Annotated in this window: 8 protein-coding genes; 7 read left to right on the forward strand and 1 reads right to left on the reverse strand. The window is 57.0% G+C overall.

Features of this window, described 5'->3' with window-relative positions:
* The first annotated feature begins 110 nt into the window (after positions 1-110).
* Together BM083_RS22880 and BM083_RS16060 are read left to right on the forward strand one after the other, a co-directional pair.
* The gene (locus BM083_RS22880) at positions 111-527 is read left to right on the forward strand and encodes a toxin-antitoxin system TumE family protein (protein WP_143085752.1); all 417 of its coding nucleotides are present in this window, start codon (positions 111-113) and stop codon (positions 525-527) included.
* 619 nt (positions 528-1,146) lie between these two features.
* Positions 1,147-1,728 carry a winged helix-turn-helix domain-containing protein gene (locus BM083_RS16060; protein WP_089870558.1) on the forward strand — a complete coding sequence of 194 codons (582 nt, stop codon included), beginning with the start codon at positions 1,147-1,149 and terminating at the stop codon, positions 1,726-1,728.
* 92 nt (positions 1,729-1,820) lie between these two features.
* On the opposite strand, the gene BM083_RS16065 is transcribed toward BM083_RS16060, so the two are convergent.
* Positions 1,821-3,212 (reverse strand): cytochrome P450, encoded by a 1,392-nt coding sequence (locus BM083_RS16065; protein WP_089870560.1) that lies wholly within the window; start codon positions 3,210-3,212, stop codon positions 1,821-1,823.
* Between the two features lie 88 nt (positions 3,213-3,300).
* Here BM083_RS16065 and BM083_RS16070 point away from each other — a divergent pair, with 88 nt between their 5' ends.
* From BM083_RS16070 to BM083_RS16095, 5 genes are all read left to right on the forward strand, one after another.
* Positions 3,301-3,990 (forward strand): helix-turn-helix domain-containing protein, encoded by a 690-nt coding sequence (locus BM083_RS16070; protein ID WP_218148976.1) that lies wholly within the window; start codon positions 3,301-3,303, stop codon positions 3,988-3,990.
* 141 nt (positions 3,991-4,131) lie between these two features.
* Positions 4,132-5,208 carry a phosphotransferase family protein gene (locus tag BM083_RS16075; protein WP_089870562.1) on the forward strand — a complete coding sequence of 359 codons (1,077 nt, stop codon included), beginning with the start codon at positions 4,132-4,134 and terminating at the stop codon, positions 5,206-5,208.
* A gap of 321 nt (positions 5,209-5,529) precedes the next feature.
* Entirely contained in the window at positions 5,530-6,894 is a 1,365-nt protein-coding gene (locus BM083_RS16080; RefSeq protein WP_281244213.1) for an acyl-CoA thioester hydrolase/BAAT C-terminal domain-containing protein, read from the forward strand.
* 690 nt (positions 6,895-7,584) lie between these two features.
* Positions 7,585-8,481: an SOSS complex subunit B family protein gene (locus BM083_RS16085; protein WP_089870566.1), complete on the forward strand. Its 897-nt coding sequence runs from the start codon at positions 7,585-7,587 to the stop codon at positions 8,479-8,481.
* A 1,023-nt stretch (positions 8,482-9,504) separates the two neighbouring features.
* Positions 9,505-14,502 (forward strand): sacsin N-terminal ATP-binding-like domain-containing protein, encoded by a 4,998-nt coding sequence (locus BM083_RS16095; RefSeq protein ID WP_089870568.1) that lies wholly within the window; start codon positions 9,505-9,507, stop codon positions 14,500-14,502.
* Positions 14,503-15,193 lie beyond the last annotated feature (691 nt).

A 15,193-nucleotide genomic window follows, 5' to 3' on the forward strand; every position in this document is an offset into this window, starting at 1 on the left:
ATCGCGGACACCCCAAGAATGAGCACAGGACGTGATACCCGCGGTCCTCGAACAGTGCCAATCGGTCTGCCAGGTTGTCGTCCCGTCCACTCAACCGACCGCACTGAATAATGGGGGATTCAACGCCGAACAAGGAACTGCTCAGGCGAGTCGCACAGCGGCTTGGGTCACAGCCCTTTGTCACGCAGGTCAATCCATTTCCCTCACACAAACCGGCGACTGTCGAGGTCGTCTTCGATGAGACAGCTTATCCAGACCAGGTCTCACGGGTGTACGTCGACCTCGAAGTCGAACGCAGTGGCAACTTCTACATTCATTACGTCGAACAGTGGGACGGTCACCAGAAAGAATGTCGCTGGGACCGCCATGAGAATCCCCACAACGACCGTGATCACTATCATCCACTCCACGATGCGTCCACTAAGGACGCTGTAGATCGAGCGTATCCTGCTGACTTCGGTGCGGTTGTTGGAGAGGTGCTTGCAGAGATTCAATCCCGGTGGGGAGAGACGTTTGACGAAGTCTGAGTTATTCGAGCCGCTTCAGATACGGGTCAGACAAGACCGCCTCTTTGACGACGAGGTAGATTCTGGTTCGCTAACGAGAGTCTCAACGTGTTGATGTCGGCCGATTGCGACGTCTCATGCTCGCCCGAGGGCACACGAAACAGTGGAGTCTCAGACCGGCGTTAACCAACGAAAAATCGTGTGACTCCAGTGCTGTTGGTTAACTGAATGGCGAGCGCTCAGCGCTTCGGGTCCGATGGCTCTCGTGGGAACGCGTCACGGAGTGAGTCGGAGGCCATTCTTCGACTCATAGACGTACCCCTTCAGCAACAACTGTTCGAGGAGGTCCTCTGCCTCTGGCCGCTCAAACCCACCGCCAGTGAGGAGATCGACAGCTATGTTGTGTGTAATTGCCCCGCCCTCATCGCTACCCTGCGTTATCAATTCCAGCGCAGTTTGCTGTGACGGCGTCAACGGGGTTGACGAATGCCGCATTATCTGAATAACTGTCAGCGACCACTGAGAGTGTTTGGGTTGTACTGAGCCATATTCTCCCAGAAGAACATCGTATTGAGCAATCAACTGTTACCCAAACACACTTTATTGATTCGCTGTAAACTGTAATCACTACAGAAACCCCATGTCACGTACCTCAAAGCAGAACACAGGTGACATCGTCCGCGACTTTCTCTCGGTTGAGGATCTTCTCGAAGAGCCACAGCTGGCTCAGTTGTATGCATATCTCGCTCGCAATGATGAGACATCTGTCAAAGACGTCATGGACGCACTCGACCTCGCACAGGGGACAGCCTACACTTACGTCAACCGGCTTGTTGATGCTGGCGTCGTCGAGGTTACCCGCGATGAACAACCCCGGCTATACACTGCTCGCCCGATTAGCCTGACCGTGACTACTGATGGCGACCGTGAGTACACGATTACGCCGGCGCTGATCGATGCGGTCGGTCGTCGTGAAACCAACGGTGACATCGACACCTACATCCACCGTCACGGGATTGCTGGCCTCGCGACGGCACTCACCTACGCTGTCGCCCGTGAACGCGGCGAGGTGACGCACCGCCTGATGGCCCGTGACCTCGACATCTCGCCACTCGCAGCCGAGATTGTTCTCCAGGCGCTCCGACCCGTGGTCCTCGAGCACTTCGACGTCGAGGGGTCGGGTGCATCATTCGCGGATATCGAAGGCATTGAGGACGCGTGACTGCGATTCGTATTGCTGATCCCGGTCTGTTCGTGTTTAGACTATCCCACTCCCGTGAGGAAGGACAGAAACGAGACGTCTGACCGCGCTTCTCACCGTCGTTTCACGCGAGCACGGATATCCTCGGCCGGGCGAAGTGTCGTCGCCATCTCCAAAGCAGGATTCGGGTCGGACAGCAATTCGAATTCGACTGATTGGGCGATTGTGGGCAGCATCGTCTTCAGTTCGAGCATGGCAAAGCGCATCCCGATACAGTGTCGTGGCCCACCCCCGAACGGGAAGTAGGCGTAATCCGGGCGCGAGTCCTCAAACTCTTCTGTCCAGCGATTAGGGTCGAACGTTTCGGGTTCGTCGTACCAGCGTTCGTCCGTATGCACGAAAAACTGCGGGAGTGTGATTCTGGTCCCTTCCGGAATGCGATAGCCTCCGAGTGCGACGTTCTCGGTAGTCTTACGGAACATGATGAACGCGGGTGGGTACAGCCGAAGCGATTCGCGGATAACTTTCTCTGTGTACGTGAGTTCGGCGAGATCACCAAGCGTGGGCGTCTGCCCTCCGAGAACCGCGTCGTGTTCTGAATCCAGTCTGTCGCGTACAGACTGATTTTTCGCGAGTTCGAGGAACGTGTAGGTTAGCGCCAGCGACGTCGTCTCGTGGCCAGCGAATAGGAACGTCACCATTTGGTCGCGAATCTCGGGTTCCGACATCGTGTTGCCGTCTGCGTCTTCGACGGTGAGCAGCAGCGACAACAGGTCGTCGTACTCGTCTTCCTGTCCTCGCCGGTCGTCGATGAGCTCCTCGATAAACGACCGAAACTCAGAGAGAACACGGTTGTAACGGCGGTTCTCCGGCGTTGGAATCCACATTGGGAGAAACGTAGAGAGCCCATCGAGGCTCCCTCGGTCGTTGAGAGTTTCTGCGAACTCGGTCACGATACTCTCGCTCTCGTCGAGTGTTAAATCGAACAGCGACCGGGTCAGCACGTCGAGCGTAAGATTCGAGAAGGCATGGTTGAGCGCGATTTCCTCGCCGTCGTCCCAGTCGGCGGCCAGTTCTTCGGCAGATCGGGCCATCGTCTCGCCGTAGCTCCGGATACGTTCGACCGTGAACGCGTCCTGAATCATCGTTCGCTGGCGTCGCCACTGGTCGCCGTCCGTCAGGAGGACGCCATTGGGGGCGAACTCGCCGCCGAAATCTTCGAGCCCCCACTTTTCATACTGCTCGTAATCGACCATCAGAACCTGTTCGATGAGGTCAGGGTGCAACACTGTACAGAAGTCCATCCGTGGGAGGCGATAGCTGACGACGTCGCCGTAGGTACTCAACTCGTCGAAGAACGCCCGTGTGTCGCCGATGAGTGAGCGGGCGTTCCCGAGTATCGGGAGTCCATCTGGCCCGGGCGGCGTCTCAGTGGGGAGGGCGGTACCGCGACGGCCGGACGAATGCTCGGACGACGTACCGGGTTCGCTGTGCTGCGGGCACATAGCTAAATAATCGGCCACGACCGGAACGAACGTTTTCCCGAGATATATCGCCCATTTATGTGAGCCGAGTGAGAATTTTCGACACCCGATGATGCGTTACCTCCACGCTCGCCTTGACGTTCCCGCGGCGATGCGCCACCCCCTACAATCGTTCGTCGCCGAATCCGAAGCGATGAACTACGCAAAACTGCTCGCGTGGAACCAGTCGTTCGAGACAGTCCAGTTCGCGTTGCTCTACATCGACGGCGACATCGACGCCTATCGCAACCGCATCGAATCCGTCGAACCTATTCGATGGTTCGAATTGGCTCCCCTCGACAGTTCCGGGTTCTATTCGTACGTCTGTCAGGAGTACACCGAGTCGGAACGAGGGTTGACCAGGGCATTCACCGACCTACAACTCGTCGTCGTCCCGCCGATAGTGTACGCCGGAGATGGGTGGGTTGATGTGACGGTAGTCGGAAGCGGCGGGTCATTGTCGGACCTGGTGGACGCGCTCAAAGCGCGTTCGGACATCAGCGTAGACGTTCGAGAGATCGGCCGGTTCAACCGTCGACTGGGTTCGGTAACTGGGTGTTTAACCAGTCGCCAAGCAGAGGCGGTCGAGACTGCGACAGAGATGGGCTATTACGCGGTCCCACGGCAGGCGTCTCTTGATGCTGTCGCGAGTGAACTGGAGGTTGCGAATTCGACTGCCTCTGAGCTTCTCCGACGTGCAGAGTCGCGCCTGATGCCACGACTCGTCGGCGTTTCAGGTTCTTCGCGGTCCACTGAGTGACATAACGATGCGTTTGAGCAGTGGTTCGCCGCTGCGACCACGCGAGACGCACATAGTGGTCGGAGAATACCTCGCGCAACTCCGTGAGTGTAATGAAACATCACCGAAAACATCCTCTCGATAGACACACAATATTGTTTCATGGACGACATCCCCGACGCTAGAGCGATTCCCCAACCGGTCCTTGAACAGATGATTCGTGAAATCGAACCGAATCTGGAACTCTACGATGCAACTCCAGCTGAACGAGGATTCTGTACCGTCTATCGAGTACTTGTTTCCCGTAACGGAGAGTCTGAAGTGAACTATGCAAAGGCGTCACCGGATGACAACGATTGGGGTATCTCGGCAGAAGCGCGCATTCAGGCCGTTCTGTCTGAATTAACATCGATACCAGTTCCCGATGTCTTCGGAGTCACCGACGACCACGAGTTCCTGCCAGCACCGTACTATCTAATGAGTGCATTGCCTGGCGACGAGGAGAACTATGAGTCCGTCAGTCGGATCGAAAGCGACGTCCTTCGACGTCTCGCTCGAGAAATTGGCATGTATTTAGGGGAGCTTCATGGCGTTCAGGCGGTCGATGGATTTGGCCACGTCCAGTACGATGGTCCTCGCTCACCCGGTGAACGACCAGACGGAGATCCTGCCTCGCTGACTACCACAGACGGGGGTGAACCTTGGCCAATGTTTCTACGGTCGTACATGGATCGAGAACTGGACCGGCATGAAGAGTCGAAATTCTCGAATCTGACTTCGGAGTTGACTCGATCGCTCAGGACGGCTATTGAGGGCTTGGAGAAACCGTTTACACCTGTTCTCGGACGTAATGATCACGGACTGCACAATCTTCTCCTGGATTCGGACACTGGGGAAGTCACAGGGATGCTTGATTGGGCATACACCCTGGCTGTACCGCCAGCCTTCGACTTCGAATTCGCCGTCTACCTTTTCAGCGGAGCGTTTCTGGCGGGGCTCCCTGATGTTCAGGATCGGCGACCACTCGTCCGTGAGGCGATGCTCTCAGGATACGGGACAACAGCACCGGACCGCCTCAACCACGTGTCGGACCCTGAGCCACTGTACGAGGCGTTAGCGATGGTTCGGATTATGAACGACTTCCATCACCTCGAGATTCCAACTGGACAGGAAGATGACGTTGCTGACCGCATCGAAGCAGACGCTAGGACCCTACTCAATCTTAATAACCCACGGTGACAGAAAGACCATGACTCATCACACCAAAAAGGGCTCATTTTACTGCATTGATAGAGGCACGCTCTGTGTATTGCACGCCTCATCTGACAGTATTCGGTGAAGTTTCTATGGGCGTGCTGGAGCGTGCGAACCAGTCACGGGTATCGGGCAAGCCAGTTAGTTTGCTCGGCCCCGAGTAAATATCACCTCACTAAGTCGTAATCTAATTCCGATAGTGTCGTGTACTACATGTGGACAAACATCGAAAATGGACTCAAGAGGGCAAAATCGAGATGTTGCAGGACTCTCTCGAACCGGTTACGCCAACCGAGTGGTGAGACGATGAGTCTCGATTTCGCCCCCACTCGGCGTCGCTTCATTCAGTCGGTCGGAGCAATCGGATCAGTCGCCCTCGCTGGCTGTAGTTCTGAGGAGGCAACGCCGGCCATAGAAGTCCCTTCGACTGCGTTGCGGGACGACTCCGTCTCCATTACGATGACCGGACTAGAGGCATACTCAGAAATAACACTCGAGGCTCGCGCTCACGACCGGAGTGGAGCCGAGTGGATCTCGACGGCGACCTTCGAATCTGGTGCGGATGGAACGGTGACGGTCGGTAAGCAGCGTCCTCTCAATGGCCGGTACTACGAGAGCGCGGATTCGATGGGACCGCTCTGGTCGATGCGCCCGGTCGAAGCCAACCCGACAGAACCGCTCGCGCCGGGGGTTCGGTTTTTTCCACCAGAGTCAGCATACGAGGTCACGCTAACCGTTAGGGTGGGCGACCAGTCTCTCACAGAGACGACAACACGTCGCCGATTATACGATCCGAACATTGAACACGTCGAGATTACGACAGAGGATGTCGTCGGCGCCGCATTCTTTCCGCCCGGTGACGAGCCCGCTCCCGGTGTGATTCATTTGCACGGTGCAGGGGGGCAACCGCACCGTGGCCTTGCTCGACTATTAGCGTCATATGGATTCGCTACACTAGCACTACAGTACTTCGGTGACCCAGAACCGTTACCGGCGACGTTACGAGAGGTCCCAATCGAGTACATCGAAGAGGCAATCGCGTGGTTGAGCACTCAAGATCGAGTTGCTGAGCAACAAATCGGCCTATTCGGATTCTCGCGCGGGGGTACGCTCGCGTTGCTCGCGGCGACCCACATTGACCACGTGGGCGCCGTCGTCGGTTGGGTCCCGAGTGGGGTCGTCTATGAGGGGCTAGACCTCAACCGAACACCCGCCGGGACCTCTGCGTGGACAGTAGGCGGCGAGCCAGTCCCATATTTGGAGTTGGCAGAACCGAGTTTAGGACCGCCGCCCAACCCTGGACTTCCGTACTTCGAACCACCACTGGAAGACACGTCGTCCGAGCGCCTCGAAGCGGCAACGATTCCCATCGAGACCGCTGACGCACCGATCTACTTGGTCTCGGCTACGGATGACCAGCGATGGCCATCCACGAGACTGTCCGAACGCGTTATTGATCGCCTCGACGATTCAGAGCATCCCAACATGTACAGGCACGACGTGTACAAAGACGCGGGACATTTCCTGTTCCCTCCCTATCTCCCGACTGCTGGAACTATGCGGTCCACGTACAACGTCTACGGAGGGAGTCCAGCAGCGAACGCTCATGCTAATTCAGACGCTTGGGCGCGAACTCGTTCGTTCTTGGCCAATTCGCTGAGGAGATCGTAATCGACACACCGAGCGCAGATTTCTTGCAGAGAGAACTATCTAATTTCACAGCAACTTCCCATTACTCGCGATACGATTGAACTGTCCGGAGCAGTCAGGTATAATCGACAGCGCGGGTCATAAGCGTCGATTCGGCTTTCCGAAGGTGTTCTGCTGTACTGGTGCTCATTGCGAGTTCTCCTGGGTCTCTCAAGTAGCGATTCGCAAAGAACCACGTGGTAATTGGTTCGAGGCGATCGAGAACACCGTCTGTGTTTGGAGGGTCGTGGTGGTTGCTGCCTCACTGTCTGTCAGGTGTGACGACTCGGTACGCCCGCTCGCCGCCCGGTCGGCCGGCCGCCTGCACTCGGCTCACGGTGTTCGCCTCGGCACGCCGCGGGACTCCCGGTGGTCGTCCCGCGCGTCGTTCGCTTCTCCCGAAGCGCCAGCGGGTTAGTCAGTCGACGCCTGCGCGCCAGTCGGTGCTCGTCGTCGACGAGACTAACTCCGCTGGCCACTCGGACCGGCCTGTCCGGCGCGCGTACTTGTCTGTGTCCTCCGTATAGGCGCGCTCTCGCTCGCTCCCGATGGTCGCTCACGAAAGCGCGAGCGAGAGCGCGCGAAGAGTGAGTTGGTCGGTGTGGACAGCCACGGCTGGAGAGTCGTGGTGTCGGAAGAAGACGCCGAGTGAGCGCCTTCAGGTATACTGCAATGTCGAGTACGAACTCAACCAGTAATGTAGTTTCGGTCGATGAACAGGCGTTCGAAAACACGGATGAAGCGGAAGTCGACGAGGATGGCTTCGAGGTCGTCGATGAGACCCCGGAGTTCAGAGCGACGGTGCAGATGGAAGTGCAAGCAAAGGTGGATGCGAACCATCCGGACGGAGTCGTCGACACCGACGACGAACGGATCTACGGGGCAACCCTCGAACAGGAAGAGCGCATTCGAGGTCGCGAGGAAGAGCTGGAGCGCATCAGTGCCAGAGCGACGTTCGGAACGCAAGCGGGACGAGAGAAGCGATCGAGAGCTGTGGCAGCGACACGGAGTGTAGAGCGACGGACGGCGTTCCAGAAGCGGGCGGCGAGCGTGGATGTGTGGGCAGACCCCGAGCGAGCCGATCCGCGTGAAGAGCTGACTCAGGAACAGTTGGCGGCGGTGAACACCCAGGCGGTGCGGTTGAGCGAGAAACTCGATGGCTGGTCGCAAGCGGCGATTGGGCGGCGACTCGGTGAGGCTGTGGTCGGTGGCAAGGACATGATGAGCGCGGTCGTCAGTGTATTCGAGGAGTTGCAGACGGCGCCAGGTCAGGTGGTTCCCATCGGGAAACTCGAGGACATGAACCGCAAAGAGGTGCGTATCGAAGGACGTGTCGAGACATTGTGGGTGCCCTCCCATCCGAGTATCGCTCAAGTGGGTCTCATCGCCGACGACAGTGGGAAAACCAGAGTGACGGTCTGGAAGGCGTCGAATGCACCCCTGATGGACGAGGGCGAGCAGGTGCGCATCGATGGCGCGGCGCGGAACTGGTACGAAGGACGTGTCTCCCTGGCCGTCACTGGCTGGTCGAGTCTGACCTTCCCCGAGCGCGGTCGGTGGTGGGAATAGTCGGTCGTCGTCGCCTTCTTTTTTGCTATGTGCCCGTTCGCCCACTTCCCGCCGCCCCACCCAACCTCCACGTTCCGGGCGGCACGCAGAGCCGCCGGGCTTTCGCTATCGTTCGGTGGTGAGTTCGCTCCGTGTAGATGATCTTGTATTGTTATCGAATCGTGATAGGTTTCTGCGGGCGTGCTGAGCTCAGCGCGCGAGTCGGTCACACCCATCGCTGAAAATAGACTGTGGAATATCGCTACGTACAGAGAATCGAGATAACAGGCTCTTTGGATGAATAACTGACCTCTGTTAAGAACGATGTACGAGGTCAGGGCAATCAACAAGACCATTTCAAGAATCCCTTCGTGGAAATATACCGGTTCTCGTCAGGAACTCAGCAAGAAGGATCTCTTCGAAGGAGAAGGGTGACTTAGAAATCCTCGAGGGTAGAGTCCGTCCCAAGGATACGACGGTAAGTGTCATCTCCCGTCGCGTCGACAAGGCCTTCACAGAGTTCGCGGAGTTCGTCATCGACGTCCCACTTTGCGAAATGATCTTGTGTGGACTTGCCCTGATCGTAGCGGTAGTGAATGAATTGGGCACTGTCAAGAACATTCCGGGCTTTCTCGTCACTGTTGATTCGCTCTTGGATAGAGGCCATACGCTTCTCACCATCCCACGTCCCGAGGATCAACTCACCCCCTCCCATTCGGTAAAGACGCATATTCTTCATCTGTTCAGGGCTTGCATCGGTCCACGAGTGAGTTTATTTAGGTCGTTATACGTCGCGTCCAAGGTTTCAATCAGATCAAGGAATACATCAGTCTCGCCAATATCACTTCTCTGTAGGATTATTCCGTAGATCCGTTTCCTGAGATATTGAGGTATGACCATCCGATCCAAGCGAGTGTAATAAACTCCGTAGTCAAACCAATCCGCAATCGCGCTTCCAATTGTAAGGCATCCAAGCTCTATGTTGATCTGTTGGATGTTAATCCAGTGAGACATTTTTATACAGTTGACTTGAGGTCATAGCGTATGAAGAAGCGGTCACCGTCGTCGATTCAAGCGATTCGGGCGAAGCATATCGACGCGTATGAGAAGAATCTCGATCTCATCGAGTCGGATACCGGAGTAGAACGACAGGATAGGGCGGACTATGATGGACGGTTCATTTTCGAACTTCTCCAAAACGCCGTCGATGAGATGGCAGAAACGTCTGACCCCAAAGTCCGAATCGAACTAAGCGAGGAGTCGTTGCTCGTAGCTAACAACGGCGAGCCCTTCACGCATGAGGACCTCTACGCGTTGACCCTCCCGACGCGAACGACAAAGGCTGGTGGGACGACGATCGGATACAAGGGTCGGGGCTTCACTTCTGTGTTGGGAATCACGGACTGTCCGGCGGTGTACGCTGCCGATGTGAACGCCTCATTCGACCGAGAGCGAACGGCAGCGATTCTGAATGAATGGCTGGATATCGACGCCGAACTCGGTTCATCACTCGATGCGTCGCAAGTCCCGACGCTTCGTATCCCCGTGGAAGCGACTCCCTCGGATCGTATTCAGGCCTTGCTCAAGGATGGGTATACGACTGTTTTCGAGTTCCCACTTCGGGATCCAGAGGATCTGTTTGGTCGCATTGAGCGGAAGCTCGAAACGCTCGAAGCGAACACTGTCGCCCTGCTTCCGAAACTGGAGCACATCGAGATTGAGTGCCCCGAGTGGGAACGAACATGGCAAGTTGAGCGCTCGGAGATCGAGGATGCGACCGACGCGACGCTTATCTATGTCAGGGTTGAGACAATCGATGAAACAGGGCGGACAGCAGGGAAGTTCTCTTACATCCTCTTCGAACGGACGGCGATCGACCAAAACGCCGTCGCTGAAGACACGAATCTCTCGGCGACGGACATCAAGACGATAGGAGAACTGGCCGTCGGTATCGCGTTTCGTGCGATGGCCACCTGTGAGAGCCCAACACCGAGGACGGCAGATTGGAAGTTACAGCCAGTGTACGGCGAATCGCGCTCTCAGCCGCCATACATTCACGTGTTCCTCCCGACCAAGGAACGGAGCCCTGTCCCTGCGCTGGTCACTGGGACGTTTCAGTCCGACACGTCACGGCGCAACCTCACCCTCGACTACGATGAGGAGCTCGGCTATGCGGGCCAATTCAACGCCCGCCTCTTTGAAGAGGTAGGGACGCTCGTTGCCGAGGAGGTCGTTCCGTTCGTCCGCGCGTCCGCGACTACTGCTGCTGAGTTCCTCTCGGCGGTCGATCCCGCCTTGGATGGCCGCCGCGAATGGTCGTTCACTCCGGGGTCAACCGAGCACTGCCTGTTCGAGTCACTCAAGACATCGCTTGCGAGTGCGTCTTTCCTCCCCGGGAATCGGGGTGACGATGTCTACACGATTGACGAACTCGTAGTGCCGCACACAGGCTCGGAAAAGACGGACCTCGGGCGGAAATTCGTCGTTCTTGTCGGGGCGTCACGAATCGAGGTCGACGATCATGCTGGCTATCTCCCTGCTGCTTCCCTGCTTGAACATCGAACGGCGATGACGCTCCGGGCGCTCGGAGCAGCGGAACTCCATCCGGAACAGATGCCCAGCTGCATCGAACAGTCGGCCTATGATCCACCCCTTGAGCGACATGGCGCTACCGGAGCCGTCAGGGCTCAGGGATTCACCGATGATGCTGAGGATGCACCGTGTGTGCTGTACGTCGATCCAGTACTCGTCTTCTTGGTGGAGACGCGAAAAACGCTCGAGTCAGATGAGGCGCGAGAAGCGTTCGATACGGCTTGTCGCCGCGCGGCAGTGTTCCCGGTCGATACCGTCACGCGGCGCTATGAGTCGCTGCACGCAATCAGGACGCAAGCCGATAATCGTTCGTTTTTTATCCCACCTGAGGAAGCGATCGACGGCCACACCTTTCCGAACCTTGCGTTCCTTCCGCGGATGCTCTATCATGGGACAAACCCGGAGCAGGCGAAGGGAATCCGTGAGGAGCATCTCCCCGTCGACTTTCGCTCCGAACTAGAGAATATCTGGGACCTCACCAGCTTCGGATTCGCTCGCGTGTTCGACACGGCAATTCGGCCGGCAATTCCGGGGCCGAACACACCGAACGCGGATACGTCACCGCTTGAGTCACGAAAGACGCTCGAGGCAATCCGGACGATGGCTAACGTCGAGTCACCAGAGAACGATCGCGATCCACAGTCGCCCCTTCTGTACCGGACCTCCCGACGGCCGTTTTTCGACCTTTCGAAACTCCCGGTTCCGGCTGTCTCTCTTGACGGCGGAAATGACCCGTCCGTCGAGTGGAAGCCGGCCCACCAGGTATACGTCAGCGACGCCTGGCAAGCAGCAGTGGGATGTCCTGAACGAGCCCGGATCGAACCGCTTCTCTCGGCAGTTGGCGAGCACGCGCCAACGGCGCGGTTCGATCCGTGGTTCCTCGCGCCACCAGACTGGTTCGGTCTCTCGGAAACAGACACGACCGACCTTGAGCGGTGGGTCGCGTTCTTCCGATGGCTCGGGGTGGCGGCACATGTCCGCCCACTCCCCCTTTTCGCACCTGACCCAGCAACGCGTCATCGGTATCGGGATACGAAAGGGCTCAGTCGACCACCACGGTCGACGATTGCAGCGACTGACTCTCTGGCCGAGACTGACGGAAGTAAGCGCCCGGTCGATAGTCGGTATGATGGACTGTCTGAGGACGACTGGGAAGCGTATCGATCTCATCTTCTCGAGCATGTGGAACCCCACATCGAAACAGAGGATCACCGCTACATCTCGCAGATCAACTCCTTAGAGTACGCTGAGGAACTTCTGGCAGCGGCCAAGGCTAACGAATCAATCGGCACTCGACTACTCACTCACCTCGTTGTGTGGTGGGACGATGGACTGGTCCAACACCGCCACGCAACGGTCGCTGAATTCACGAACAACCGATGGCGTGGCTCGAACATCTCGTACTTCTTCACGACGGATGAGCGTGTGCAGGTCGGGTCGAATCTATGGCTGTGGCAGCTCCAAGACGATGAGTGGCTCCCGACGTCACTCGGGACGGTAGCGCCGCAAGACGCGTGGCTTCTGCCAGAGAGCGACCATACGCGTTTCAGTCTGGAACTCGACCGTGAGCGGTCGTTACTCCCATTCGTCGAGAGGGACCAGTCAGCGTCTTCATCGGCTGGAGAACGGTCGATTCTCGAAGTCGCAGCGGCGTTAGATATTGGGGTTCAACTTGAGCAGGCGGCCTTCTCTTCTGCGGATGCTCGCCGCGTGCTCTCAGAGATAGCAAAACTGCTCGATGACGCGTCGGTTAACCTAGCTCGATTTGCCGGCGAAATCGAACCGATTTACACGCGTGTTGCGGGACTGATGCCGGGGCTAGCTGACGACGACACGATCGCTGAGTCGAAATGGGACCCGGATGTCACGGGACTACGTTCGATCAAGGTGCTCTGTCGTCTCGGCGACGAGTATGCCTTCCGTCCAGCCGGAGAAGCCTACTTTGTTCGGTCACACAGTGCCCGCGAACGATATGCCAGCCTGGGATTGCCACTAATCACGCTATTCAAGCGGGCAGCCCCAGGGTTCGGAACACATCTGGGAGCGACGGATATCCACGATGTTGTGACCGAGACTCCTGCCTCGGGGGAAGAACTCGGCCTGTCGATTACGATAGACGGCTTCCAGATTGATGAGAATTGGATCGAAATGCTACTCGCGGGACTACTCCTCCGAATCCGGACCGATCGAGTATCCGAGCAGGATGAACAACGCACCCAACGGTTCTACGAACAGTTGGAGTTCGTCGATGGATTGGAAGTTGAGATGCAAACAACTGGTGAAGGGGGAATAGAAGAGCCACAGAGCAGAGAGCGCCCCTACTTCATCCATCGAGAGAACCAGAAACGAGTCGATGTGAGAGTTGATGCGTCCCTTCCGCAAGACGAGTTCATCGACGCCTTTGCTCGGGCGTACACGGACTATCTCAATATATCAGGATATTATGAGGGGGTCGAGAGCCTCATCGATCAAGCCTTCAACGCGTCAGACCCTGCGGGGCGAATCGTGGATCGGCTCCGAGTCGTGGGAAGCGGTGCGACCGTTGATCAACTTACTGCGACCAGGAAGCGTCTCTTCAGTGAAGGATCCACGGAGCCGGAGGATGAATTTGACCATCTTGATGTCGATCAGGAGTCGGAGCTAACTGAGCCCGACGTCGAACGTGAGGGAACGAGCGAGAAGCGGGTGGTAAGGAACGGGACCGGAACGGCTGCACGATCAGATCGAATTCCGGATCTAACCTCCCTCCAGCGAATCGGCTCTCGACGCATATTCGAACCTGACTCGGTAAATGGAGGGCGGTCTCAAGCCGGAAATGGGACTGGTGCGAGTGGTGGAAGCGGGAACGGTCGATCCTCGACGCCGGCATCACAGGAGTACCGATCGCTGATCGATGCGTTTGGAATGCGGGTAACCTTCGAGGCAGAATGGGCACGACTCGCAGCGAACGGTGAAGACCACACTAAAATGATGGTCTGGGACGTCAGCACTCCGGAAACGTACGCGGCTGCGCGTCGATCGCCGTTTGTTCGGACGGCGATTCAGCGCTTCGTCACAAGCGCTGGATTGTCACCGATAGAAGACCCGTTCGACACTGATTGGCCGGGATTCGACGTGCTCACCCTCGCGACCAATAGTCGTGGCGAGCCGATTGTTGATCGCTGCATCGAGCTCAAGACGTCCGGACTGAACACACGGAAACCCTCCCTCTCGTGGAACGAGTGGAAGGCAGCCAAAGGGGAGCTCGCTGATCGGTATTATCTCTATGTCGTCCGGAACATCCGGAAAGGTAAAAGTGGTGATGCGACGCTTTTGGAGATTCCGCGTCCGTTCCAGACGCTTGTGGACCACCAGCGAGAGCGACGCGCGCGTGAGGTGCAATTGGATCTTCGAAGCTTCAATCTGGATGAAGAGTCGATCGTTCAACAGACAATCGAGTGGGAGGAATAGGGCGAGGTTAGCCGCGAATTTCTCGCCAGTTCATATAGGATTTTTAGATTTACTCGGGAATAACCCCAAATATGGTTCGCCGGGCGGACTGAAATCCGTTAGGATGATCGGGATAAGGTGTTGACCGGCGGTCCCTGTGGTTCCCTACCCCGTCGTTGAATCAATAAGGGTGACAAGCGATACATGGTTTCCCAGAAGAGTAAGCACACTTCAATGTCTGAGGAAATCGGTTAAGCTGATTCAAGGCGATAAGAACGGACCACGCTGCCGATCGAGAAGGAGTTCCCGATCGAACGGGTGAACGAGCTCTTGATACCGGAACGGTTCGACAGCCCGAGTTCTCGCGGCTGGTGCGCACAGTCACTCATCTGCGCGTGGCTCTCTTCAAGTGTATCATCTGATCGGTACTGAGTGTCGAGGGCTGGAGCGACGATAGGCGAGGGTGTCTGTGGTAGTTCTGTTGTGTTACTGCGAGTCGAGCGACTGGATACAGAATCCCTGTGAGTAGTCGTCGCGGTCTGGAGGTACTGATTCACTGCATTCGGGAGGTTTCACACCGCTCCGTAATGCTGGTTGGCGGTGAAGCCACGAACGACGTGGATACGGTCGAGCAACCGCTGGGTTGATGCGATCTGAGCTGATGAATTCGACAAGACCGCAGTGTTGTTTTTCTGCCCCTGAGAGGTGAGGG

Origin of the sequence: Halogranum rubrum (assembly GCF_900114455.1) — an archaeon.
Lineage (GTDB): Archaea > Halobacteriota > Halobacteria > Halobacteriales > Haloferacaceae > Halogranum > Halogranum rubrum.